At 35.6% G+C, this 24,834-nt stretch carries 24 protein-coding genes and 1 pseudogene; 5 read left to right on the forward strand and 20 right to left on the reverse strand.

All coding sequences use genetic code 11. The features are described 5' to 3' along the window. The first annotated feature begins 65 nt into the window (after positions 1-65). Positions 66-2,918, forward strand: coding sequence for a carbamoyl-phosphate synthase large subunit (gene carB / locus EKL99_RS07350; RefSeq protein WP_126516381.1), 2,853 nt, complete (start codon positions 66-68; stop codon positions 2,916-2,918). Between the two features lie 232 nt (positions 2,919-3,150). On the opposite strand, the gene EKL99_RS07355 is transcribed toward carB, so the two are convergent. From EKL99_RS07355 to EKL99_RS07370, 4 genes are all read right to left on the reverse strand, one after another. Then, on the reverse strand, positions 3,151-4,317 hold the full coding sequence (locus EKL99_RS07355) for an ATP-grasp domain-containing protein (protein WP_126576666.1): 1,167 nt from the start codon (positions 4,315-4,317) through the stop codon (positions 3,151-3,153). A 16-nt stretch (positions 4,318-4,333) separates the two neighbouring features. After that, positions 4,334-5,791 carry a M28 family peptidase gene (locus tag EKL99_RS07360; protein ID WP_126576667.1) on the reverse strand — a complete coding sequence of 486 codons (1,458 nt, stop codon included), beginning with the start codon at positions 5,789-5,791 and terminating at the stop codon, positions 4,334-4,336. 549 nt (positions 5,792-6,340) lie between these two features. Continuing rightward, entirely contained in the window at positions 6,341-6,697 is a 357-nt protein-coding gene (locus EKL99_RS07365; protein WP_126456257.1) for a type II toxin-antitoxin system HigA family antitoxin, read from the reverse strand. Positions 6,698-6,702: 5 nt separating this feature from the next. Beyond that, positions 6,703-6,996 (reverse strand): type II toxin-antitoxin system HigB family toxin, encoded by a 294-nt coding sequence (locus tag EKL99_RS07370; protein ID WP_126456259.1) that lies wholly within the window; start codon positions 6,994-6,996, stop codon positions 6,703-6,705. A gap of 540 nt (positions 6,997-7,536) precedes the next feature. On the opposite strand from EKL99_RS07370, the pseudogene EKL99_RS07375 reads away from it, so the two are divergent. After that, a pseudogene (locus EKL99_RS07375) lies at positions 7,537-7,953 on the forward strand (transposase); the annotation flags it as partial. A gap of 293 nt (positions 7,954-8,246) precedes the next feature. Here the strand turns inward: EKL99_RS07375 and EKL99_RS14525 are convergent. From EKL99_RS14525 to EKL99_RS07405, 7 genes are all read right to left on the reverse strand, one after another. Next, on the reverse strand, positions 8,247-8,393 hold the full coding sequence (locus EKL99_RS14525) for a hypothetical protein (protein WP_197037221.1): 147 nt from the start codon (positions 8,391-8,393) through the stop codon (positions 8,247-8,249). Beyond that, on the reverse strand, positions 8,380-8,964 hold the full coding sequence (locus tag EKL99_RS07380) for a zeta toxin family protein (protein WP_197037222.1): 585 nt from the start codon (positions 8,962-8,964) through the stop codon (positions 8,380-8,382). The genes EKL99_RS14525 and EKL99_RS07380 overlap by 14 nt, the downstream gene beginning before the upstream one ends. Before the next feature lie 599 nt (positions 8,965-9,563). Continuing rightward, positions 9,564-10,631, reverse strand: a complete 1,068-nt coding sequence (locus EKL99_RS07385; protein ID WP_126576668.1) for a tetratricopeptide repeat protein — start codon at positions 10,629-10,631, stop codon at positions 9,564-9,566. 89 nt (positions 10,632-10,720) lie between these two features. Further along, the gene (locus tag EKL99_RS07390; protein WP_126576669.1) at positions 10,721-12,286 is read right to left on the reverse strand and encodes an IS1182 family transposase; all 1,566 of its coding nucleotides are present in this window, start codon (positions 12,284-12,286) and stop codon (positions 10,721-10,723) included. A gap of 230 nt (positions 12,287-12,516) precedes the next feature. Further along, a complete protein-coding gene (locus tag EKL99_RS07395; protein WP_126576670.1) occupies positions 12,517-12,999 on the reverse strand; it encodes a hypothetical protein in 483 nt (160 codons plus the stop codon). After that, the gene (locus EKL99_RS07400; protein WP_126576671.1) at positions 12,983-13,201 is read right to left on the reverse strand and encodes a hypothetical protein; all 219 of its coding nucleotides are present in this window, start codon (positions 13,199-13,201) and stop codon (positions 12,983-12,985) included. Before EKL99_RS07400 ends, EKL99_RS07395 begins: the two co-directional genes overlap by 17 nt. A gap of 61 nt (positions 13,202-13,262) precedes the next feature. Then, a complete protein-coding gene (locus EKL99_RS07405) occupies positions 13,263-14,387 on the reverse strand; it encodes an SHOCT domain-containing protein (RefSeq protein ID WP_126576672.1) in 1,125 nt (374 codons plus the stop codon). A gap of 38 nt (positions 14,388-14,425) precedes the next feature. Here EKL99_RS07405 and EKL99_RS14775 point away from each other — a divergent pair, with 38 nt between their 5' ends. Continuing rightward, the gene (locus EKL99_RS14775; protein ID WP_255416406.1) at positions 14,426-14,557 is read left to right on the forward strand and encodes a hypothetical protein; all 132 of its coding nucleotides are present in this window, start codon (positions 14,426-14,428) and stop codon (positions 14,555-14,557) included. Here the strand turns inward: EKL99_RS14775 and EKL99_RS14430 are convergent. Together EKL99_RS14430 and EKL99_RS07410 are read right to left on the reverse strand one after the other, a co-directional pair. Next, on the reverse strand, positions 14,554-14,727 hold the full coding sequence (locus EKL99_RS14430; RefSeq protein WP_156063263.1) for a hypothetical protein: 174 nt from the start codon (positions 14,725-14,727) through the stop codon (positions 14,554-14,556). The genes EKL99_RS14775 and EKL99_RS14430 overlap by 4 nt on opposite strands. Before the next feature lie 147 nt (positions 14,728-14,874). Next, positions 14,875-15,918 carry a site-specific integrase gene (locus EKL99_RS07410; protein WP_126576673.1) on the reverse strand — a complete coding sequence of 348 codons (1,044 nt, stop codon included), beginning with the start codon at positions 15,916-15,918 and terminating at the stop codon, positions 14,875-14,877. A 616-nt stretch (positions 15,919-16,534) separates the two neighbouring features. Between EKL99_RS07410 and EKL99_RS07415 the strand changes: the two genes are divergently transcribed. Continuing rightward, the gene (locus EKL99_RS07415) at positions 16,535-16,975 is read left to right on the forward strand and encodes a hypothetical protein (RefSeq protein WP_126463235.1); all 441 of its coding nucleotides are present in this window, start codon (positions 16,535-16,537) and stop codon (positions 16,973-16,975) included. Positions 16,976-17,172: 197 nt separating this feature from the next. On the opposite strand, the gene EKL99_RS07420 is transcribed toward EKL99_RS07415, so the two are convergent. From EKL99_RS07420 to EKL99_RS07445, 6 genes are all read right to left on the reverse strand, one after another. Further along, a complete protein-coding gene (locus EKL99_RS07420; protein ID WP_126563297.1) occupies positions 17,173-18,447 on the reverse strand; it encodes a peptidylprolyl isomerase in 1,275 nt (424 codons plus the stop codon). Positions 18,448-18,480: 33 nt separating this feature from the next. After that, on the reverse strand, positions 18,481-19,605 hold the full coding sequence (locus EKL99_RS07425) for a peptidylprolyl isomerase (protein ID WP_126463239.1): 1,125 nt from the start codon (positions 19,603-19,605) through the stop codon (positions 18,481-18,483). Between the two features lie 14 nt (positions 19,606-19,619). Continuing rightward, positions 19,620-20,279 carry a gliding motility-associated peptidyl-prolyl isomerase GldI gene (gene gldI, locus EKL99_RS07430; RefSeq protein ID WP_126563296.1) on the reverse strand — a complete coding sequence of 220 codons (660 nt, stop codon included), beginning with the start codon at positions 20,277-20,279 and terminating at the stop codon, positions 19,620-19,622. 3 nt (positions 20,280-20,282) lie between these two features. Continuing rightward, positions 20,283-21,287, reverse strand: coding sequence for a bifunctional oligoribonuclease/PAP phosphatase NrnA (locus EKL99_RS07435; RefSeq protein ID WP_126556164.1), 1,005 nt, complete (start codon positions 21,285-21,287; stop codon positions 20,283-20,285). A 69-nt stretch (positions 21,288-21,356) separates the two neighbouring features. Then, entirely contained in the window at positions 21,357-22,613 is a 1,257-nt protein-coding gene (locus tag EKL99_RS07440; RefSeq protein WP_126576674.1) for a voltage-gated chloride channel family protein, read from the reverse strand. Positions 22,614-22,646: 33 nt separating this feature from the next. Beyond that, entirely contained in the window at positions 22,647-23,057 is a 411-nt protein-coding gene (locus EKL99_RS07445; RefSeq protein WP_126463247.1) for a RidA family protein, read from the reverse strand. A gap of 283 nt (positions 23,058-23,340) precedes the next feature. Between EKL99_RS07445 and EKL99_RS07450 the strand changes: the two genes are divergently transcribed. Continuing rightward, entirely contained in the window at positions 23,341-24,009 is a 669-nt protein-coding gene (locus EKL99_RS07450) for a hypothetical protein (protein ID WP_126561693.1), read from the forward strand. A 132-nt stretch (positions 24,010-24,141) separates the two neighbouring features. Here EKL99_RS07450 and EKL99_RS07455 read toward each other — a convergent pair whose 3' ends face one another. Then, positions 24,142-24,669: a hypothetical protein gene (locus EKL99_RS07455; protein ID WP_126561694.1), complete on the reverse strand. Its 528-nt coding sequence runs from the start codon at positions 24,667-24,669 to the stop codon at positions 24,142-24,144. Positions 24,670-24,834 lie beyond the last annotated feature (165 nt).

The raw sequence follows: 24,834 nt of genomic DNA on the forward strand, positions 1-24,834 counted from the left end.
AGATTTGAGTTCAGTAATTTTAATCTTTTCAAAACAACAACTACACAACACTATAATTACACACAATGCCAAAAGATACATCCATAAAATCAGTTTTAATAATAGGTTCAGGTCCTATTGTTATTGGTCAAGCATGCGAATTTGATTATGCGGGATCGCAATCTGCACGTTCTATTCGTGAAGAAGGAATCGAAGTTATTTTGATCAACTCGAATCCGGCAACAATCATGACCGATCCTTCAATGGCGGATCACATTTATTTATTGCCTTTAACGACAAAATCGATTATTCAAATTTTAAAAGAACATCCTCAGATTGATGCAGTCCTACCTACAATGGGAGGCCAAACGGCTTTAAATCTCTGTTTAGAAGCCGATGAAAAAGGGATTTGGCAGGATTTTGGCGTGAAATTAATTGGCGTTGATGTTAACGCTATTAATATTACCGAAGATCGAGAACAGTTCAAACAACTGCTTAAAAAAATCGGTGTGCCATCTGCTCCAGCAGAAATATGTACGTCTTATCTGAGAGGAAAAGAAATTGCTCAGGAATTTGGTTTCCCATTAGTAATTCGTCCTTCCTTTACTTTAGGTGGAACAGGAGCGGCTATTGTTTATAAAAAAGAAGATTTTAACGAACTTCTAACCCGAGGTTTAGAAGCATCTCCTATTCATGAAGTCTTAATTGACAAGGCTTTAATGGGTTGGAAAGAATACGAATTGGAGCTTTTGAGAGATAAAAACGATAATGTTGTGATTATCTGTTCTATCGAAAATATGGATCCAATGGGAATCCATACCGGTGATTCCATCACTGTGGCGCCAGCAATGACATTATCTGATTCGACATTTCAAAGAATGCGTGATTATGCAATCTTGATGATGAGAAGTATCGGAAACTTTGCCGGAGGTTGTAACGTGCAGTTTGCCGTTTCTCCTGACGATAAGGAAGACATCGTAGCGATTGAAATCAATCCTCGTGTATCTCGTTCCTCTGCTTTGGCATCAAAAGCGACGGGATATCCTATTGCAAAAATTGCTTCCAAACTAGCTTTGGGGTACAACTTAGATGAACTGCAAAATCAAATTACCAAATCGACTTCGGCATTATTCGAACCAACTTTGGATTATGTGATTGTAAAAATTCCACGTTGGAACTTTGATAAATTCGAAGGAGCTGACAGAACGTTAGGACTTCAAATGAAATCTGTTGGGGAAGTAATGGGAATTGGACGTTCGTTCCAAGAAGCATTGCACAAAGCGACTCAATCATTAGAAATCAAAAGAAATGGTCTGGGTGCTGACGGAAAAGGATATACAAACTACGAACAGATTATCGAGAAACTGACTTTTGCGAGTTGGGATCGTGTTTTTGTGATTTATGATGCTATCGCGATGGGAATTCCATTGAGCCGCATTCATGAAATCACTAAAATCGATATGTGGTTCTTGAAACAATACGAAGAGCTTTATACGTTAGAGAAAGAAGTCTCTACTTATAAAGTGGATTCTTTACCCAGAGAATTGCTATTAGAAGCCAAACAAAAAGGTTTCGCCGACAGACAAATTGCTCACATGGTAGGTTGCTTGGAAAGCCAGGTACATACGCTGCGAACTACAATGAACATCAATCGTGTATTCAAATTGGTGGATACGTGTGCGGCGGAATTCAAAGCAAAAACGCCTTATTATTACTCGACTTTTGAAGCCGAAATAGAAAAAGCGGACGGAACCCGTTACGTTGACAATGAAAGTATTGTTACCGATAAAAAGAAAATAATCGTTCTTGGGTCAGGCCCAAATAGAATTGGACAAGGAATCGAATTTGATTATTCTTGTGTGCATGGTGTGTTAGCGGCTAAAGAATGTGGCTACGAAACGATTATGATCAACTGTAATCCGGAAACAGTTTCGACGGATTTTGATACAGCAGATAAATTGTATTTTGAACCGGTTTTCTGGGAGCATATTTACGATATTATTCAACATGAGAAACCAGAAGGGGTAATTGTGCAGTTAGGAGGTCAAACGGCCCTGAAACTAGCCGAAAAACTGTCTAAATACGGTATTAAAATTATAGGAACGAGTTTTGATGCATTGGATTTAGCCGAAGACAGAGGTCGTTTCTCAGAATTGTTGACCGATTTAAAAATTCCTTTTCCACAATTTGGAATCGCTGAAACAGCGGATGAAGCTTCAGCTTTGGCGGATACTTTAGATTTTCCATTATTGATTCGTCCTTCGTATGTGTTGGGTGGTCAAGGAATGAAAATTGTAATCAACAAACAAGAACTGGAAGAGCACGTAATCAATTTATTAAAAACGATTCCAGGAAATAAATTGCTTTTAGACCATTATTTAGATGGTGCAATTGAAGCGGAAGCTGATGCGATTTGCGATGGCGAAAATGTGTACATCATAGGAATTATGGAGCACATCGAACCTTGCGGAGTGCACTCTGGAGATAGTAACGCGACTTTGCCACCGTTTAACTTAGGTGAATTTGTAATGCAACAAATAAAAGACCATACCAAGAATATTGCGTTGGCTTTGAGAACCGTTGGTTTAATCAACATTCAGTTTGCAATCAAAGATGATATCGTTTACATCATTGAAGCAAATCCTAGAGCGTCTCGTACGGTGCCGTTTATTGCAAAAGCATACGGAGAACCGTATGTGAACTATGCGACTAAAGTAATGTTAGGGCATAATAAAGTAACCGATTTTAAATTTAATCCGCAATTGAAAGGATATGCCATCAAGCAACCGGTTTTCTCTTTCAGCAAGTTCCATAATGTGAACAAAGCATTAGGACCAGAAATGAAATCAACAGGAGAAAGCATCTTGTTTATTGATGACTTGAAAGACGATCAATTCTACGAATTGTACTCCAGAAGAAAAATGTATTTGAGTAAGTAGAAACTTGAATTTATTATATGTAAAAAGCCCCGATTGGGGCTTTTTTTGTGGAATTTGCTGAAAGGTAAAATAGCGCAGATGCTTTTATTGTGCCACGCAACCAAGTCTAGCTTTGGACAGCTTTTTCTTTAAAAGCTTTTTCGTAAATTTTGCGCACTTGTTTCATAGATTAAAATTAAGATTATTTCTTAACTTTCTATGATGGCTAAAGCATGTTACTTTAAAATTTTCCTTATTTCGATACTATATATTTTCTTAAATCAGAGGTTAGAATATCATTTAATTCCTTTTTATTACTGGCAGCACTTTCAATAAAAGCAAATCCAAATACAGGATATTTATTTATATTTAATTCTCTAATTACTATCGGTTTTTCAAAATCTTTAGCAAGACCTGAATAGTTAAATCCTAAAATATCCGAAGGAATTATTCCTGAATTATTATCCAAAATAATGACACTAAATGTTTTATTCTCTTTTCCTTTAAATATAGTATTCCAGTCTGGTTTTTTGTTTTCACAAAAGCATTTGTATTCATTAAAACCTAAAGTTACTCCTAGAAGGTCGGCCGTGGTGCAAAATCCACCAAAGCGTAAAGGGTTTACCTCGATAGGGATTATTTTTCCATTTTCATCTATGCGGACTTCTGCATGAGCCGGGAAATTTTTTAAATGTAACTCTTTACCAATTTTACTTAAAAAATATTCAAGATCAATTTTATACTTTTCAATGATTGCTTTGGATGTTGAATAAACCCGATCACTTGTGTCTGTACCGGATGAAAAGAGGTGGTGTAAAACGTTTAACAAAACAGCATCTCCATTATTGTCGTAATAATAATCGATTGCATATTCTTCTCCACGAATAAATTCTTCAATAATAAAATTACTTGTGTTTAATACATTTTCAGGAAATATACTTTTAAGTTTATCAGGTTGTAACTCACTTTTAGCTTTTACCCAGTCTTTCTCATTTTCTACTATATGAACTCCTATGCTAAAGAAACCAACAGCAGGTTTAATTACAAAAGGGAACCGAATTTCATCATCGGACAATCGTTGGATTTCTTCAATACTTATTTGCTTAAAATAAAAGTCGGGAAACAACTCTTTTATAAGTTCTCTAAACTTTACTTTATTTTTTAAAACTTGTAATTGACTTGATAATTCACTTTCTCCATAGTATTGGTCGATCCAAGCTAATGCGTTCTCTGAATTGCTATAAAGAGAAATTTCTGGATTATTTTTTAGTAAAGTGATTGCTTCCTCTTCGGCTATCCATGCCAAAGAATCATCTTTTACCAATTCTTTTGCTACTTTGGTTGCAATTATTTTATAATTATTATCTTTTATTGTTTTGATAAGAAAATCGGAAACAAATGGCTTGTCTATTAAGAACATAATAAGTAGTTATTTTTTATTTTTTTATTTCAATAGTTAAAGCAGGACGTTTGGCACTTTCAGCAACTCTCCATCCGGTTTCATAGATCCACTTTGCCATCTTAGTAAGTTTTACGTAGTCAATTTTATCTGGGCTATCGAAGGGGGTATGGTAGTCAGGGTGTAATAAGGTGGTAAAAAATATTGCTGGAACATTAGCTTGAGCATAGGGAAGATGATCGCTTCGGAAGTACCAATTCTCTGGGTGATCTGCAGCATCCCAAGAAGTATCTACTTTGAAGTTGGCAATACTTTTATTAGCTGCTAAAGTGATAGCTACAAGGTCAGAAGAATTAAGATGAGGTTCTGTTACGCCCAATAGTGCAGCAGAATCAGGTGCATTGCGTCCTATCATATCGCCATTTAAAACAGCAACTATGGAGGGCAGTTTAACGGTGGGATGGCTAACAAAATAGCGAGAACCCAATAAACCCCTTTCCTCAGATCCGTGCCATACAAATAAAGCCGATCGCTTAGCGGGTTGTGTACTCCACGCACTCCCTATTGCAAGCATCGCTACCGTTACTGATGCATTATCATCAGCACCGTTCCAGATAGGATCACCGTTAACAGCTGGTCCTACTCCGTCATGGTCCTGGTGACCGCTGAATAAAACATATTCCTCTTTCAGTTTAGGATCAGTTCCATCAACCTTAGCAACAACATTAATAGAGGGATAGTCAAAATTCTCTACCTTCAAAGTAGTTTTTAAATAAGCGCCTTGTTTAGAAAACATATTCTTTAACTGTTTACTTGCCAATATAATTGGTACCGTAGCTGCAGTAGAGGATTGGGCACCTTCTATTCCATAACTTCCTTCTTGATAATGAAATCCCGTAAATGAGATAAGTGATTCTACAGTGTCATCAGCAACAAAAATTATAGCAGTAACACCGCGGCTGAGGAGTTCTTTTCCCTGCTGGTTCATGGCAGAAGCGGTATAACGATATTGCCAGAGGCTCACCCAGTCTTGAATAATGGGGGTTGGAGGCATAATATTCATAGCTACAATTTTGCCTTTCAGATCGACAGTATTATCCGGTATTTTGTCCAGCCAAACTACGGAGCCTTCTAGGGTAGTGTCAACCAAATTAGTTGGCCAAATCTCTTTCCAAAGATCAAGTGCTTTACCATTTACACTAACAGTACTACTATTGGCCACACGGCTGCGTTTCAGATTAAAGAATTGGAAGTAGGTTCCATCTTCGCCTGCAGGTTTAAGGCCAGCTTCACGGGCCTTTTGAGCCACCCAAACAGAAGCTCGCATTTCGCCAAGTTCTCCTCCTCTTCGTCCCCGAAAGGCGTCACCCGCCAGTTCATATAAATCATCTTTTAGATCTTGCTGCTTAATTTTATCTAATTGTGGTGCTGTGCTTTGCGCAAAAAGCGAAGTGGAAATAAATAATATTAAAAGAAGAATTTGTTTGTATTTCATAAGATTTATTTTTAAAAATTGAAAAGTTTAAAATCGTAAAGGATCTATGAGTATTGGCAACCTGTCTGTAATCGCTGTTGAATAGCCTAGTCTTTCCAAATGTATAGATAATCTTTTATTACAAATCATCAAAATGACTTTTTTTTTGCTGAATACTTTTGGTACTTCATTGGCTGTGAGTTTTTCTACTATTGCGCTCTAATAATTCCCGAATATAGCGTGAATCCGTTTCGTTTACTAAGAAATGTGTCGCATAGGGATTCTATTTGGGACTTTATTTGGTATCCTGGTTTCTTAACTTTTTATGCTGGTAAAGTTAGCATGTCCAGGCTACAAAAAAAGAGGCTCGCTTGCCTCTTGTAATTCTCTCTAAAAACTTTACGATAACTCCATAGTGTTGACGGCAGGTACTCGGTTCTCCCGTAAAAACGGGACAGGCTGTTCAACCCGGGTTTACCTCATTGAATTTATTTTTGTTGGATTCGGTGATTATAATTCATTGTTGGTGCTGCGCACGCAACGAAACCCTAGCTGTTGGCAGTCGTACTTTTAATAAGTTTGAATTAAAACGTCAGTTGGTATATGAAGCCTTTCGTGTAATTGTCTTATCATTTCCAAAGAAAGCTTTCTTTTTCGGTTTAAAATTTCGCTTGCACGACTTTTCAGACCTATAATATTTGCTAAATCATTTTGGTTGTAACCCATTTGCTCCATTCTAAATTTAATTGCTTCAATGGGGTCTGGTAAGCTGATAGGAAATTTTTCATTTTCATATTTGTCAATTAAAATACCGAGCACCTCAAGTTCGTCTCCTTCAGGAGAGCCATTTTTTGCATCAAAGATTATTTCAAGTCTTTGTAAAGCTTGATTGTAATCGTTTTCTGTTTTTATAGGTTTAATTTCCATAATATTTAAATTTCATTTGCATTAATCTTGTCATATTCTGCATGCGTTCCAATAAATCGAATCCAAATCATTTGATATTCATAAGTTAGTTTAACTATCAATCTGTAATTATTTCCTTTAATATTGAAAACTATTCTATTGTCATTTAAAATACTAGCACTAGGATAATCTAACTTTATTTCGTTTGGGTTTTTCCATTCAGCTGTACTTGCTTCTTGAAACCATGATTTTAATTGTTGTTCACAATCACCATGTATCTCCCAAAAGTCTCTTAATATTTTTTTAGCTACTACTCTCAAATGTATTAATTTTTTTCAAAGATAATAAAAAAAAGTTCCCGAAATGGGATTTCTATTTTTTCCGTCGCAAGTGTGTATGACTGCCAACGTCAGTTCGTCTAAAAATCTCTAAACGAACTGTATTTTGTTACTCATTGAGTAAATACCTGTGATTTAAACTACAATTAAAATTCGTTCTGGCAAAATTCGCTTATGAATATTAAAATATAACAGTCCGTAAAAAGGGTTAAAAATTGTTTTTAGAGTCCCAAAATATAAAGCCATCTTTTTTAGGAGATTGCACTGAATACGAACAAATCCGGAGCAAAGTGAACACCTCATTCCGGTTCAAACTGGACAGTTTTGATGATAATTTTTAGCTTCGATAGCGCGGATTTGCAATCCGTGCCCGTAAACAATATCGAAATAATTCTAATAAAACCACTTCTATTTCACACTCTAAACGGGCACAATTTCTTGCTGAATCATTCTCTTTGTGGGCACGGATTGCAAATCCGCGCTATCGTTGTCCGAAAAATCAGATATCCGCGCGATCGGGGATATCTAGGACGTTACACTCATAAAATTGCCATTAGTAACAATCGAATTAAAAGCATTGACAATGAAAACGTAACTTTTGTTTACAAGGATTACCGAGTAGCGGGCGTTAAAAAACAAATGACGCTCACGCATAAGGAGTTTATTAGAAGATTTTCGTTGCATATTTTGCCCAAACGTTTTGTAAAAATACGGCATTATGGATTTTTGAGTAGCACCTGGAAACGAAAAAAACTAAAGCTTCTACAAGAAAAGCTCAAAGTAAAAGTGTTAGAAAAAGCAGAGAAAAAGACCTTTATGCCTAAGTGTCCGTGTTGTAAAACAGGAAATTTACACCGGATAGCAGTCTTTGACCAGCGTGGTCCACCTGCTTGGTATCTTGGCGGTAGCCAAAGTTCAAATTCCTGTCCCGCTAATTAGCGGGATGGGTAAGGGAACTTCTGCTCAAAAGTGATGAAAAACACGAAAAAAAACAAGCTGAAACCACGCTACAAAAAAAGAGGCTCGCTTGCCTCTTATAATTCTCTCTAATTTTTTTTCGATAAGAGCATAGCGTTGACGGACGTACAATCGGTTCTCCCGTAAAAACGGGACAGGCAGTTCAACCCGGATTTACCTCATTGAATTTATTTTTGTTGGTATTCGGTGATTATAATTGATTTTTCGTGCTGCGCACGCAACGAAACCCTAGCTGCTGGCAGAAGTGCAAATATTTACGGTTTTAGTCTTACGATTTGGTTATCTTTCAATATTATCAATTCGCTATTCATTTTCTTTTTGAATTCGATTAGTTTTTCATAAACTTTATCCATTCCTTCTAAAATCTTGGTTTGATTTAATGTTCTTTTATGCTTTTTCATTGTAATATTTTTTAAGTTTATCGAATTTCATTTCATTTAAAATGTTTATTTCTGTTTCTAAAGTTTTTTCAGCAATCAATTCAGGTTTCCCTCCTGAATTATCAAAAATCATAACTTCATCAACTATTGAAAGATAAATTTCAAATAAGTTTTTAATCCCGTTTTTATATCTACGTCGAATAACTTCTGTCTCTATATTATGTCCACCTTCCAATACTCGTGTTTTTACTCTTTCAATTGCCAAATCTACGTTTTGCAACCAAAAAAAAAGTAAAGTAACAGTATAATTTTTACTCTGAGCTTTTATTACTTTTGACTTATAACTTTTGGTAGCTAAAGTAGTTTCAAAAGCAAAATTTTCATTAATTTCAAGAAGTTCATTAACTCTCTTTATCATTATTCTTCCAGCTTCAAATGAAACTTTTTCGGGCTGAAATGGCGATAATCCTTTCGCTATTTCGTCAGCATTTACAAATTCTTTACAGTCTAAAATATCAGGTAAAATAGTAAAAGAAGCGGTTGTTTTCCCTGCTCCGTTGCAACCTGCAATTATGTAAAGGTTTTTATTCATAATTGCAAATATAATCAAATTCAAAATTGGAAACTATTCTTTTTCGATTTCTGGATTTTTTTGAGATTACTGCCAACGTCAGTTCGTCTAAAAATCTCTAAACGAACTGTATTTTGTTACTCATTGAGTAAATACCTGTGATTTAAACTACAATTAAAATTCGTTCTGGCAAAAGTTGCTTTATAGATATTCCGGGTCAAACTGGACCGGTGATTCCGGAGCAAAGTGAACACCTCATTCCGGTTCAAATTGGACAGTTTTGATGATAATTTTTAGCTTCGATAGCGCGGATTTGCAATCCGTGCCCGTAAACAATATCGAAATAATTCTAATAAAACCACTTCTATTTCACACTCTAAACGGGCACAATTTCTTGCTGAATCATTCTCTTTGTGGGCACGGATTGCAAATCCGCGCTATAGTTGTCCGAAAAATCAGATATCCGCGCGATCGGGTCTCGCTTGCCTTTTATAATTCTCTCTAAAATCTTTACGACAACTCCATAGTGTTGACGGACGTACAATCGGTTCCGTTCAACCCGGGTTTCATTGTTCGTGCTGCGCACGCAACGAATCCCTAGCTGTTGGCAGAAGTATTTTCTACTTGATGTTTTTCCATTTATATTCTTTTGACCAATTGTAAAATTTGTCTAATTCTGTTTTATCATTTTTAATCCAATTTTTAATGTACTCTTCTTCCGATGATGCAAAAACAATATAAGCAAATGGCTCCAATAAATTATTTTTTTTCAACTCAACAAAATATGGTGCAAAATATTCCCAATAGAATCCAAAATTTGTCTTTTTAGTTTCAGATAAAGAAGCACAAATAGTTTCCATTTTTCTGATAAAGTTTTCTATTTCTGTTTTATCTTTATTTTTATCGTCAAAATCTAAAGCAGAAGTCATTGACAAAATCATATTAGTTGAATTAAAATTATTCTCTTTTGTTTTTTCTCTTTTGTCATCAGAATCTAAGTCTTTTGGATCGATACTTAAACTTATTGCATTTTCACCTGTTTTTTTGACACCTTGCATTAACAATTCTTTTAAACTTGCGAGATTTTCTTTAGACCGATTTGTTTGAGGTTCAATAATTAAAAATCTGCAAAAAGATAAAATTGCTGGAATTCTGTTTCCTTTAGCTTTTTCAAGTCTACCAAGTCCATTATTTGAACTTGAATGTTTAGGATTTTGTAAAAGTGCGTTCTGAAAACATATAATTGCTTCGTCATTCTTTTTAACGCTTGCGTAAGTAACTCCTTTATTATAGTATAACTGATAATAATCGGGAAATTTACTAATACCTTCAGTATAGATTTCAATAGACTTGTCAGTTTTATTTTGACCGTCAAGCGCGTTTCCATAGGTAACATAGACTGTTTTAAGTTTTGTATCGTTTGGATTTGATTCAATAAGTGATTTACATATTGTTATTGTTTTATCATATTCTTTTAACGACAAAAGTGAAAAAGCTTTTTCTGTTAATGCTAAAACATTATTTTTATCTAATTCTAATGCTTTGTCATATTTATTTATTGCACCTTCAAAATCTCCTTTGTCGTGATAAGGAATTCCTTCCTCAACTAATTTTTCTGCTTCAACTTTATTTTGAGAGAAACAAAATGGAACGCTCAATAATAGCGATAATAATATAACTTTTTTCATTCGTTTTAATTTTTCTTAATTCTACGATTTTTGGTAATATTTCTGCCAACGTCAGTTCGTCTAAAAACCTCTAAACGAACTGTATTTTGTTATTCATTGAGTAAATATATGTTATTTAAACTACAATTAAAATTCGTTCTGGTAAAACTCGCTTTATGATTAATAAAATAAAACAGTCCGTAAAAAGGGTTATATATTGCTCTTAGAGTCCCAAAATATAAAGCCAGTATTCTTAGATACTGTGTGAGTAGATTGTGATCAATCAGGTTGAAGATTCGGCGCAGGTTGTAGGCGGTAAAAATCAATCCAACATCAGCTGCGGCGCGTTTTATGGTTTTCTTGGTCATGATATAATAAAAATCCCATTGCCGTTTTATGACACCGTATGGATGTTCAACTATGGCTTGGCGTCTGCGGTAGATTTCATAATTATTTTGGATTCTTACTTTATTTTGATAAATCAAATCGGCGTATTGAGAGCGTTCAATGAGCCTTCCTTTGGCATTTTTGGTGCATTTTTTAAAGAGTTCACAACTCAAACACGCACTAGTTTTATAATGCTTCATCTGGCTTATTGACTTGCCGTTCTTTTTGGCGTAGCAATTTCCATTGGTCGTTAGGGTTTGATTCGCAGGGCACGTATAAGTATCCGTTTCTTTATTGTATATAAAATGTTCTACATCAAAAGCCAAATCAGGCGCGTGTGCAGAAACACCAGGAATGGCAACCAACAGATCAATTCCAAGACTATTAGCGCAATCAAATTCGCTTCCAGTGTGATAGCCTTTGTCATAAATGGCGGTAAAATTATTGTGTCTTAAAATAGTTTTGGCTCGGCGTAACATGCCGCCCATAGCTTTGGAATCGTTTTCATTGGTCACCTTAAAATCAATGGGGATGTTATGCAGTGCATCTACGGTGGTTTGTACTGTGTAGGCCACTTCCGAGATGTTATTTCGAGTCATGATTTGGCGACTATCGGGATCCGATGTCGAGATTTGAGTAATACCAGTAGAGTCAATGGTGTTTTGATACCCAATGTATTTTTGCTTTTGAATACTGTGTTTTTTAATCTTCTTTGCTATGCTTTGTTTTTCCAGAACATCGCCGTCTTCTTTGGCTAAAGCTGTGTTATATTCTTCGAGTCTAGCATCAATGTAAGCAATGTGACGCTCTATTTTGTTGGGATTAAAATTGTTTTTCTTGGAGTTTTGCGCTCTGAGTTTGGTACTGTCTCCAGCAACCAAAGCACCACCGATGAGTTCAAAGTGCGTCGCTAGTTTAACTGTTGCCCGAAAAACGCGAGCAATGGCTTTAGAATTGTCTTTTCGGAAATTAGCAATGGTGTTGTGGTCCGGAACCAAACCTTTCAAAAGCCAGATGAGTTCAATGTTACGATTGCATTCTTTCTCCAAAGTTCTGGAGGAACGCATGCGATTGAGGTAGCCGTAAATAAAGAGTTTGAGTAAATCCGAAGGATGATAAGCGGGTCTTCCGTTCTCGACAAAATCGAAAATGAATCCAAAATCAGCGAGTTTAAGACGGTCTACAAAAAGGTCAATGAGTCTGATTTCGTTGTCTTGCGCAATGGCATCATCAATCGATGAGGCAAATAGCGGGAGTTGGTTTCTGTTGGTTCCGTTGATGAATTTCATGCTTAAATATACATAAAACCAACGAATTATGCAAATTATTTGAACGATTTTTTGTACAAATTATCTAACATAGAGATAAGGAGGTTATTAGACAGTTTGACGTTCCCACGCTACAAGCAAGTTGGGGTTAAAATTCCTTGTTTTTCTGTTTTGCCGAATTTCGGCTGGTAAGCGTATTCTTTAAATTAAGCCTAAATGCCCAACTTGCTTGTAGCGTGTGTTGTGTGAGGTTATTTTGCAGGTGCAGTAACTGTTTTAGGAGTCTCAACGGTTATGTTGAAAGAGGTGTCTTTATTTTGAATGTAAAAAGCTAATACAATCACTAACAATGCAAATATAAAGGCACTCAAAACTCCAATACCCAAATCTTTAAGATAAGAAGGTTTTAATGGGTCTACTATTGTCTTTAGTATTTCAGATTGTCGAGATACGGCTTGTTTTTCCATATCATCAAATGTTTCATCTAAAACATTTTCAATAAACCCTTGTATGATAATTTCAGCTTTGATTTTATAACTGTCAATTGAGCTTTCAGATGATGAGAAATCATTAAACGGCACTAACTCTTCATCAGTAAGGTCTTTTCCGCTAGTTTGTTGTTTTTGGATATATTCTATCTTTTGTTTTTTATAAAGAGAGTAGGCTATGTGTCCAATTAAATCAGCATCTTCTTTTACAAGTTGAGAATAAATGTAGTTATACTTTCTCTGCATATTCTCGAAGGGATTTACCGTAAGCTTCTTTTATCTTCTCTCCACTAATTTCTCTTACGACTTCAACACCATTCAGTATTATTCTTGTAGTTATTACACCAACATAGGAATTTTTTACGTGAAAATCTACACCATTAACAATTAAGGTTCGGTTTGCTTTTCTAATCGTATCAGGTGAAATTTTAAATTTAAGAGTTCTCATAATTTCAACTTATTTAAAGTATTCAAATATACAACAAATTTTATTCCAAATTAATTCCATTCTATTGTTTTGGATTAATATCCAAATTATCCTGTTTATGAATACTTGCTTCTGAATAGCTGTCAAAATCAAATATTTGAGAATCAGTTATTTTTGAGCGTATTCCTTTGAATTCTTCCTTTTTGCTATCGTCTTTACATTTAACCCATAAATTAGTTGAGAACGCATCATCAACAAATTTCAATTGTGAATACATTTTATTTTTTGCATCATCTAAAACTTTATACTTTTCATCAATGTTATAATCATTTACCTCAATTATATCAGTACTATATGTTTCTTTTTCATAGTTTATGGAATACATAGGGTCTAAAGTTTCGTAAAAACCGACACTATTTATAAATCCTTTTGGTTCGTAAACATCTAAACTTGGTTTTTCGATTTTCATTACAACATAGACAAACTTTTTTATTTTTAGTGGTTCTACATATGTAGTATTTTGATAACTATTGTTAATATAGGTAGAATCAATAGCAGTTGGTTGACTGTCAATATTTTCATTACTATAGTTATTACTATTAATAAACAGATAAATAAGTAAGTATAAAGCAATTAGTGCCAAAAAAGACAAAAAATAAGTTTTAACTGTACTTGATTTATTTTCACTTTCAAGGCTATCAAATTCTACAGGATTAAATGTGGGTGGTAATACTTTTTCGAGAATTTCACTTTTTATATTACTATGCTTTAATATTTCTACTTTACTTTCAAATTCCTCTTTAGTCAATATATTTGAATCTAATAGAGATTTTAATTGGTTATATTCTTTTGAATTTAAAATGGCGAGTTCAGTTTTTTGACCGTCTATTTTCTCAACTTTTGTTTTGTATTCTTCCTCAGTTATTATACCACTATCTTTTAATTCTTGTAGAGTAGTTTTTGAATTGTCAATTTTCTTTTCTTCATTATAATTCAGAACTTCTTTTTTGAACTCTTTTGATTTTTTATAGGCTAACTTGTTATAGTACTTAGCAAGTAAAATCATAATCCACTGTATGGGTGGGAATACAATACAAAACAATATAAATGTTTTTTGTGATTTATTAAACTCGTCAGATTTCCAAACGTATATGCTTGATGCTGTTACTAAACCTACTATGATGGCGACTAATGGATTACTGTCCATATTTTAAGTATATTTGATTTTAATTAAATTTATATATTATGGCTAAAGAGGTAAAATTCAAAACTGTAATCATTTACAGAAGCGCAATTACTGGTAGAACTGTAACAGCAGAGTATGCTAAAAAGAATCCTAAAACAACAGTTAAGGAGACAATGAAAGTTCCTATTTAATTTTTTATTTCTTTTTCGGTAAAGTAGTAGTCTAATTTAATCCACTTTTCTCCACCAGTTGTTTCTACATTTTTTGGCAACTGATAACTACCTTTATATTGGGTAGGGTTTTCTGTAGTTTCTTCAACTCTAAATGGTCTTAAACCATATCCGTTTACATACACTTTCATTTTGTTTCGTGTTTTTTGAACGTTGGTTTCTTATAATCTCACACAACTTGTCTATACTCGCTATAAAGTAGCGACTATACACCCTGTTTTGGGTAGATTGTCGCTATTGAGGAGCGCATTGCGATTCAAATATAATAAATTAATTTCTTACAAATCATCAAATGGGCTTTTTATTTGTTGCAAACTTTTCGTACTTACGTGAGTATAAATTTCGGTGGTTTTGCTGCTGCTGTGTCCCAATAATTCTTGTATATATCTTAAATCGGTGCCACTTTCTAATAAGTGCGTTGCGTAGCTGTGTCTGAGCCAATGTAAGGTGGCTGGTTTTGTGATCCCAGCTTTTTGAAGCGCTTGTTTCAACACCTGTTGCAAACTTCTATCATCGTAGGGTTGTCCTTTGATTTGTCCTTCAAATAAATAAGATATAGGTCTATAAACTTTATAATACTCACGAAGCATTTCTAATATTTTTAGACTTAATGGCACAATCCTGTCTTTTTGACCTTTGGCGTTTTTTAGCAAAACTATGTTTCGGTTAGCATCGATATGAACGGGTCGAAGTGCTAATAATTCACCACAGCGTAACCCACAACTATAAATCAGACTCAACATCATTTTGTGCTTAATGTTGCTGTGTGCATTCAAAATCAATTTTATCTCTTCTTTGCTCAATACATTTGGCAAAACCTTAGCCCGTTTTGGTCGGTGAATTTTATCAATTTCGATTTTGGTGTTTTGTATAGTTTTAAAATATAGCTTAAGGGCGTTTGTAATTTGGTTTTGATACGAAGCCGAAAGATTGTTTTTCAAAATGTATTCATTATTGTACACAATTACATCTTCATTGGTAATTTCAGCAATAGGTTTTTGGTTATAAAAAACCAAGAAGGATTTCAAAGCTTCACTATAGGTAACAACCGTACTTTCGCTATACCGCTTGGAACGCATCCATTGCTTGAGTTTCTCGATTTGAGCAATGCCTTCAGGTGACGGAAAGGAGTAGGTAAGTGCTGGGATTTTAAACCGAATTCTATTTTCTTCCGTATCTGGAATGTGCCAAGCGACTAAAGATTGGCTCCATCTGGAACCGGCTACTGTTTTTATTCGAGTAATTAATTCTTGATTTTTTTCGAAATAGACCGCGATTCTTTTCTCTTTTTTATGTGTAATAATTTTAGCATTCCAGCTCATACTATTTCTTTTGGTGGTACTAAAGTAGCCATTTATTGTCATCTTTCCAAAATAGTGAACTGGCTTCGATGCTAGTTAAAACAATGTGCTTCAATGTGTTTTGCTTCTGGATTCTAAAAATAATATAGGATTATCATTTAGAATGGTATCGGTACAGACTTTAATACTGCCGTCAAATCTATTACATTTTTAGTCCAGCATTAATGATTAAGCAGCAAGAAAAGGATATAGATACAAGTATTAAAAAAAGTGCTGCCACAGCATAGGCTGATAAAAGATTTTTAAAGATGCCTGATGAATTAATCGGTGTAAATGGGTGAAATCTCAGGAAAGAAATCCAGCGCTGGATTAAAACAAAACCTTAAATTGTAGTTTTAACGATGGGGATTAAAAAAAATTGAGCACTTTGCCGCCCCGAAAACCGATCCTACTCTGTAGTTTGGCAGCTGGTTTTTTTATACTCGGCTAGATTACTAAAAAGTCTTCAGTTTTTAATGATAAAAAGGGCAAACATTATAAAAACTTTGCGAACTTTGCGTTCCATAATCAGGATTGGAAAAGGAGCTGTTGCAATACACATTGATTTTTCTATTCACTAAAAAAAAACAGACTACGTATGAAAATAAATCCAAAACACGGCATCGATAAGCTTCTTTTCGGGATGAAACAAAATGATGTTACGGCGCTTTACGGGAAACCAGACCGCAATTATAAGGATGAGGATGATAATGTAATTTTTGCTTACAACAAACTCAAAATGCGCTTGACATTCTATAAGGAAGAAGAGCTGAAATTGGGGTACATTGTCGCATCAAGTCCGGAGTTGGAATTATTTGGATACAAATTGATCAACAGAAAAATTAGTGAGGTCAAAAAAGATTTGGTTACCAAAGGAATCACTAAATTTACTCAGGAAGAGTTTGATACGTTCGAAAATTACTTCAACGAGGAAAACTGGATCATTTTTCAAACAGAATTTGATGAGGTGGTAAAATTTGAGATTGGTGCAATTATCAATCAGAAAGATGAATTTGACTGGAAATTTACAAAGAAATAATAGTGTTGGTGTACGTCTGATAGCACTCAGATGACACGGATGCCAGAGGAAAAACGGATTTTAAGTATTTTTTAATCAGTGTAACCCAGTTTAAATCCGCATACTGAATAAGATTTATCTAAATGGATTAAATAATAAACCCGACAATTTTCCTTTGATGAGAATTGTCGGGTTTTATAATTGTCAAATATTTTATTTTATTGTTTTGGAGTTGGCTGTTTTTCCAGCATTTCTAATTCGAACACAAGCATTGTATTAGGCGGAATAACGCCTCCGGCACCTCGCTCGCCATACGCCAGATTGGATGGAATAAAAATGACTGCTTTATCGCCAAAAGCCATATTGTCAAGTCCTTCAATAAATCCGGGTATCATGCCGTCTTTTTTTCCGGCTTCAAACGGGAAGGCTCGGTATCCGTTTTGGGCGGCACGATTGGCATCAAATTTCCCGTAGACTTGATTGACTTCTTCATAGCTACTGTCAAATAGGGTTCCGTCCTCAAAATAGCCTGCGTAATGAAAATAAAATGTTGCTCCGTTAGCAGGTTTTACTCCGGTTCCTTTCTCTGTTATCTTGTACGCTAATCCGGAAGGTGTGATGGTTGCTGTCGCTTTAGCAGCGGCTAAATAGGTTTTTTTAGCGGTTACTACAGCACCGTATTTTTCCATGTATACTCGTTTAGCTTCCGCTTCCAGCGCTTCTCTTTTTACTTTGTTTTCCGCTTCAAAAACAGCTTGTTTTGCTTTATTTTCAGCGTTTGCCAGGTCTTGTTTCTTCTGGTCTTCGGATTTATTGTTGAAATAATCAGCGAATACTTTTGGCGCATCAAATTTTTTGGCCAAAGCGCCTTTTCTCACAATAGTAATCTTTGTAATTACATCGCTTTGCGCAATAGCGTTTACAATAGCCATTCCTTGGGTTACATGACCAAAAACGGAGTGCTTACCATCCAACCATGGCGTTGCTTTATGGGTGATAAAAAACTGGCTTCCATTAGTTGCAGGTCCGGAATTAGCCATAGAAAGAATACCGGCTTTGCTGTGTTTCAAGTCCGTAAATTCATCTTTGAAACTATAACCTGGGCCACCGGAACCATTGCCGGAAGGATCTCCAGTCTGTATCATAAAATCTTGTATGACACGGTGAAATTTCAGAGCGTCAAAGAACGGTTTTCCTTTTAGTTTGTCATCAGTGACAAAAGTGTTTTTACCTTCTGCCAATGCAATGAAGTTCGCAACGGTAACCGGTGCTTTTTGGTAGGCTAATTCCACTACAATGTCTCCTTTGTTGGTAGCAATTGTTGCAAAAATTCCCTCGATAACTACCGGAGCTTTTACCGCAGGTTTCACCGGTTTTTTTACAATTGCTTTTGCTGTTGTCACCGGTTTTTTGGCAGGAATAGATTTCTTGACCGTTTGGGAATGTACATTGACCATTCCCAGAAACAATAAAACCAGAATTTTAAATTTCATAGTGTACTAATTTAAAGGCTTATTTTCTTACTATTATTGAGGCATTTTTTCTAATAATTCAATTTCAAAAATGATGTTGGCATTAGGCGGAATCACACCTCCGGCTCCAGCTGCCCCATATCCCAATTGGGATGGAATAAAAATCACGGCTTTGTCTCCAAACGATAATTTTTCGATGCCTTCAATGAAACCAGGAATCATGCCATCTTTTTTACCAGCTTGGAAAGGGATGGGTTGGTAGCCGTTTTGAGCGGCTCTGTTTTCATCGTATTTTCCAAAAGTTTGGGCAATACTTTCGATACTAGCATCAAATAATTCAGCATTTTCAAGAAAACCGGCGTAATGAATGAAGATGCCAGTACCAATAGCAGGTTTTTTACCCCCGCTTTTTTTGGTGATCACGTATTGCAGTCCTGTTTTGGTTTTTGTTGCTTTGGCTTTCAATTCGGCAAAATAAGCTACTTTTTGTTTGCGGACTTCTTTGTATTTCTCGTTGTAAACTCGCTTGTTTTCAGTATCTACAGCTGCTTTTTCCTTTTGATTTTTATTTTCTACAGCAAAATAATCATTGAATATTTTTACTGCGTTAAATTTTTTAGCCGCTTCTCCATTTCTGATAATGGTAACTGTATTGATGTAATCGTTTTGTTGAATTTTGTTCACGACCTCCATCCCTTTTTCGACTACATGACCAAAAATAGTGTGTTTGCCATCTAGCCAAGGTGTAGCAAGATGCGTGATAAAAAACTGACTGCTGTTGGTGGCCGGGCCGTTATTGGCCATAGCCAGAACACCTCCTTTATCAAATTGCAAATCAGTAAATTCATCTTTGAACTTGTAGCCGGTATCACCAGAACCCGTTCCTAGCGGATCTCCGGTTTGTATCATGAAGTCATTGATGACACGATGGAATTTTAAACCATCAAAAAAAGGTCTTTTTTTAAGATTTTCATTGGTCACATAATCATTTTTCCCTTCTGCTAATGCCACATAATTTGCTACTGTAATAGGGGCCTTTTCAAAATTTAATTGTACGATGATGTCCCCTTTATTGGTTTCAATTTTAGCGTATAAACCGTCTGGAAGATCGCTGTGTTCTTCTTTACAGGAGTAAAATGAGGCAATTGCCAGGAATGCGAGTACGATCTTTTTTTTCATTTCTAACTTTATTTTTATTGGTTTATAGTGTCTTTAGGTGTACTGGTGGGCGGTACTTGTTGTTTGCTGGGAGCTGGGAGTACAACTGTTTTTACTGGTGCTTCGTTCTCTTTTTTATAAGTTGCTTCCGATTTAAAGTCACGCAGCGTAACCGTGCAGATTAAGGGCTGGTTGGTGCCAATTTTTTTGTCATCACCATGGTAACCGTACCCCATATTTGATGGAAAAAGAAAGGTAACTTTCTCGTTTTTACGCATTAGTTTGATGCCGTCTCGCAATCCCATCATAATGTTTTGTTTGTCAACATAATAGATTTGAGGTCTTAGCTCTACTTCAGAATAAATGATGGCTCCCTTTAAATCTTTTATCTCGTAATCAAAAAAGGCTACATCTCCTTTTTTTGGCGTAAGCGTATCCGTTTCATTCCGGGTTTGATAGGTGTACCAATATCCTTTTTTTGAGGCAAGGTATTTTATCTTTGGGTCGCTTTTGATTAAAGCCTCAATTTTATCTTCTTCGGTGGCCACCAGTTTTTTGTTGCGTTGAATTGATTTTTTCATGAAACTTCCCGAAGCTTGCGAAAGGGGTCTGCGCGCCTCCTGATGCTGCTTGCAGCTTGACATAACCAGAATCAAAAAAAAGACCAGTGCAATAGGCGTACTGAATTTTAACATGGATTATACTTTTAGCGTTGTTACTAAATCTTCGAATTTTTTGATAGTTTCTGTCATTGATGTTTCTGATTTCCCTCCGGCTGCATTGCGATGTCCGCCACCATTAAAATGGTCTCTTGCAAATTGATTCACATCAAAATCGCCTTGGGAACGGAATGAAATTTTGATGATTTTTTCTTCTCTATTTTCTATAAAGATAGCTGTAAAAATGATTCCCTTGATGCTTAATCCGTAGTTTACAATACCTTCTGTATCGCCTTTTACATAATCAAACGAATTTAATTCGTCCTGGCTAAGAGTCGTGTAGGCTGTTTTATGTTCCGGAAGTACTTTCATGTTTTGGAGCGCTCTTCCTAGTATTTGCAAACGTCCAAAGGAGCTGTTGTCAAATAATAAGCTTGGGATTTCTGTGTTCTCAACGCCTAAATCGATTAATTCAGCCACAATCTTATGGGTTGTTCCAGTTGTTTTTGGAAAACGAAAAGAACCGGAATCGGTTAGGATTCCAGTATAAATGCAGGTTCCGATAGTCTTGTCGATATCTTGCTTTTTTCCAAGGAATAAAATGAAGTTGTACACCATTTCACAAGTTGATCCAAAGGCCGTATCAGAGTAGGTGATCGCGGCATAATCATCCGGTTTTTGATGGTGGTCAATCATGATGAAGGGTGCCTTTAGCTGGGATAAAACCTGCTCCATATCGCCGGTGCGGTGCAAGGCATTAAAATCTAAGGTAAAAATCAGATCGGCCTCTTCAAGGATTTTTGTGCAATTTTGTTTGTCTTTTTCAAATATTTTAATCGTTTCAGAGCCCGGCATCCAAGCCAGAAAATCTGGAAATTCATTGGGAGAAACAACAACGGGCTGGTGTTTGTTTTTTAATAAAAAATGATATAAAGCCAGGGTAGAACCCATGGCATCGCCATCAGGGCCTCGGTGTGGGATTATGGCAATCTTTTTAGGAGTTGCTAATAACAACTGTATCGCTTGAATGTCTTGTATTTTCATAGATTGCGAAATTACATTTTTTTACTGTAATATTGAAATGAATTATACAATTAACAAACTTTTAGAGGGTTATAAAAAGTCGGTGTTTCTTCTTTTTAATTTTTGGTACAAATGGTATTTTGCTCCTTTTACAATTTGGGCGTTGTAAATCCCCACGGAACCGGATGTAAAGTAGGCCAACACACAAGCAATCCCAATAAAAATACCACTTTCAATCCCAAAGAGTTCCATTCCCATGACCGTGCAAGCAATAGGTGTATGGGTGGCTCCGGAAAAAACAGCCACAAACCCCATGCCTGCCAAAAGGGCAATTGGCAATGGCACAACCAGCGATAAGGCACTTCCTAAAGTAGCGCCAACAAAAAATAGCGGGGTTACCTCGCCCCCTTTAAATCCTGCTCCCAGCGTAAATCCCGTAAAGAGTATTTTTAGTAGGAAATCATAAGAAGCATTTGGATTCGAAAATGCCTCAATAATCATAGGAACTCCAAGGCCAATGTATTTTGTAGTTCCAATAAAATAGACGGCTAATGCAATGAAACATCCTCCCACAAAAGGGCGAAGAGGCGGAAACGATATGGTTTTAGAAAATAACCGACCCCAAAAGTGTGTGCTTCTGGAGAAAAGCATGGCGACCAAGCCAAACAAAATACTCACGAGAACTACCCAGAATAAGGTAATGAAAGTAATTGAAGGGACAAAAGGAATAGCATAATGCGTGTGTTGTACCTGCCAAAGTTCCACGGTGAAATAAGCGATATAGGCAACAAAAAACGATAATAGGATGCTTTTTAAATTGATTTTACTAAAAAAAACAACTTCCAAAGCAAATAAGGCTCCGGCTAAAGGGGTGCCAAAAATGGAAGCAAATCCTGCGCTGATTCCCAGAATGAGGATTGTTTTTCTTTCGGAAACGTCAAGCTGAAATAGTTTTGTGAACTGATCAGCAATGGCACCGCCCATTTGTACTGCTGTTCCTTCACGACCGGCTGAACCGCCAAAAAGATGGGTGATCAAGGTGCCAAAAAGTACCAAAGGCGCCATTTTGAATGGAATAATTTGCTGCGGATTTTCGTATTCTTTTAACAATAAATTATTCCCCTTGACGACTGATTCCCCCCAATAGTAATATCCCAGTCCTATTGCCAAGCCGCCTATTGGCAAAAGCCAGATGATCCAGTTGTTGTTGTCTCGGGTTTGGGTTACCCATTCTAATGCTACCAGAAAAAATGCAGATACCGATCCGGAAAAAACACCGATCAGGGCACCAATAAAAATCCATTTGAAAAGGAGTGTCGTAATTTTATTCGTTTTTTCTAAACTCATTAGTAGAACAGGCAAAGTGTTTGTGCAAAAGTATTATAATCCGTCTTGAATTAATGATTTTTCAGGGGCTATTGCTGTAAATTCTATTTCAACTAGATATTCAGGACCGACTAATTTGCTGATTTCATAAAAACCAGTGACAGGTTTTATATCTTTAAAAAATTGAGCATGAGCCTTAGCAACGTATTCAAAAGTAGTAATGTCAGTAGTGAAAATTCGGGTTCTGATAACATCTTTCATACTTGCATCCAAGTCTTCAAGAACTTTTTCGACACGTTCTAAAATATTAAGCGTTTGCGCATAGGCGTCATTAGCTTTTACTTTTTTGCCGTCAACTAGTGCGACAGTTCCGGAAACCTCAATAGAGTTGCCAATGCGTACGGCGCGGCAATATCCCATTTTGTCTTCCCATGGCGAGCCTGTCAGTATGTTTTCTCTTTTCATTGTAGTAGTGTTTAAAGGTTGTTTAGTGTTATGGAAGGCGATGCTTTGGTATGGCATACTATTTGCAAGTTATAAAAAAAAGCGAAATAAAATCACCCGTTTTGTAATTAAAATATTCCTTTTATGTACCGGTTTTTTATGGTGTTTGGGTATCCAAAATATAATAAAATCGGAAATTATAAGTTATAAATGAAAGTTAAATTAGTGCTTCGTTCTTGATTAAGTACAATAGGTTTTTTATTTTTAAATTTTTACAGGTACAAAAAACCTAATTTTGAAAGTTATGAAAAGGATTTTATTTTTAATGATTACCATCAGCATGTCTCTAAGCGGATATGCCCAAAACGAATTTAGCTCAAAATTTAAAGCCATTCCCCCTAAAAATATAGCACCAAAAATTAAAAAACCAATTCCTCCAAAAGCGAGTGTTCCACCTGTTAAGACACCTAATGTGTTTAAAAATCCGGAGTTATTAAATCCAAAACCAAATGCTTCAGCTCCTGTAGCGCCGGCAAATAATTTTTCGATGATTCCTAAAAATGAGTTTATTAATCCGGGAGATGTGTATAGAGACAAATGGAATAAAAAAGAAGAAAAAACAGAAGGTTTGGTGTATCGAAAAAACCAAGATTTAGGCAATTTTACCACGGGATCTGTCACAGCAAAAGTAATGTATCGCGATGCGGCCTACGTTGATGGGGATCAGATCAGGGTGTATCTGAACGATAAAGTGATCCAGTACCAAGTGAATCTTGAAAGTAATTTTCAAGGATTTGAAATCGTCTTAGAAAAAGGATTTAACAAGATTGAATTTGAAGCGTTGAACCAGGGATCTTCAGGACCCAATACTGCTGAATTCAAAGTGTATAATGATAAAGGAGGTTTGATATCAGGAAGTCAATGGAATCTGGGAACAGGTTTTAAAGCAACCATTATTTTGGTCAAAGAATAGTTGACATAAATCCTGTATTGTAAAAACAAAAAGACCTTTGAAATGAGATTCCAAAGGTCTTTTTTTGTCTTATTTGAAATTTCAGGGTACAATCACTTTGGATTTCGTCAGCCACTAGTTTGATAGCTTTTTCTAAAAAGGATCTGCAGTAACTTGAAATTTCATGTCCGCTTTTATGGAAATATCTTGAGGAATCGCCTCTTTGGTTATCGCTTTTGTTCGTAGTTTAAAACTGGAAGCTTTAACGTATTTGTCTAATTTTGCTGTGGTACAGGTTAAATTCAACGTGTTTGATGTTGCGTTTATATCGTCTAAAAAAGCCAGTTCAATCTCGTCGCTGTCATTTGTTGAAATATAAATATGTATCGATTTTAAAAATGAAAATGATTTGTTAGCGGGATTTGTTACCGTCAACTTCATCTCTTTCAATTTTACATCTTTGACTAATTCGGCATTTGTATTGTTATTTTCAAATGCGGTACTAGAATTAGACGGAACATCTGGAGTAACTAATTCTAAAGAGGTGTTCACTGGAAATCCAGAAGGAATGGTAACGGTCGTTTGATTGTCTATCGAAAAGGTCAATAAATCATCAATTACATTGCATGAAATGATAATAAAGCCAAAAAAGGCAACGGCTATAAAATTTTTTGCTTTCATTTTTGCTGTTTTAAGTAGATTATTAGGGCTGCAAATGTACTCTTTTATCTTCTAAACTTAATTTCAGGATAATTCCAAAATGGACTAAAAGGCTAATTCTCTTTTAAAAGATAGGAGAAATTATTTTGGCGATCCAAAATAAAATAAATATTTTAAAATTCGATT

This window comes from Flavobacterium sp. ZB4P23 (assembly GCF_003970375.1).
In the GTDB taxonomy this organism is placed as follows: Bacteria; Bacteroidota; Bacteroidia; order Flavobacteriales; family Flavobacteriaceae; genus Flavobacterium.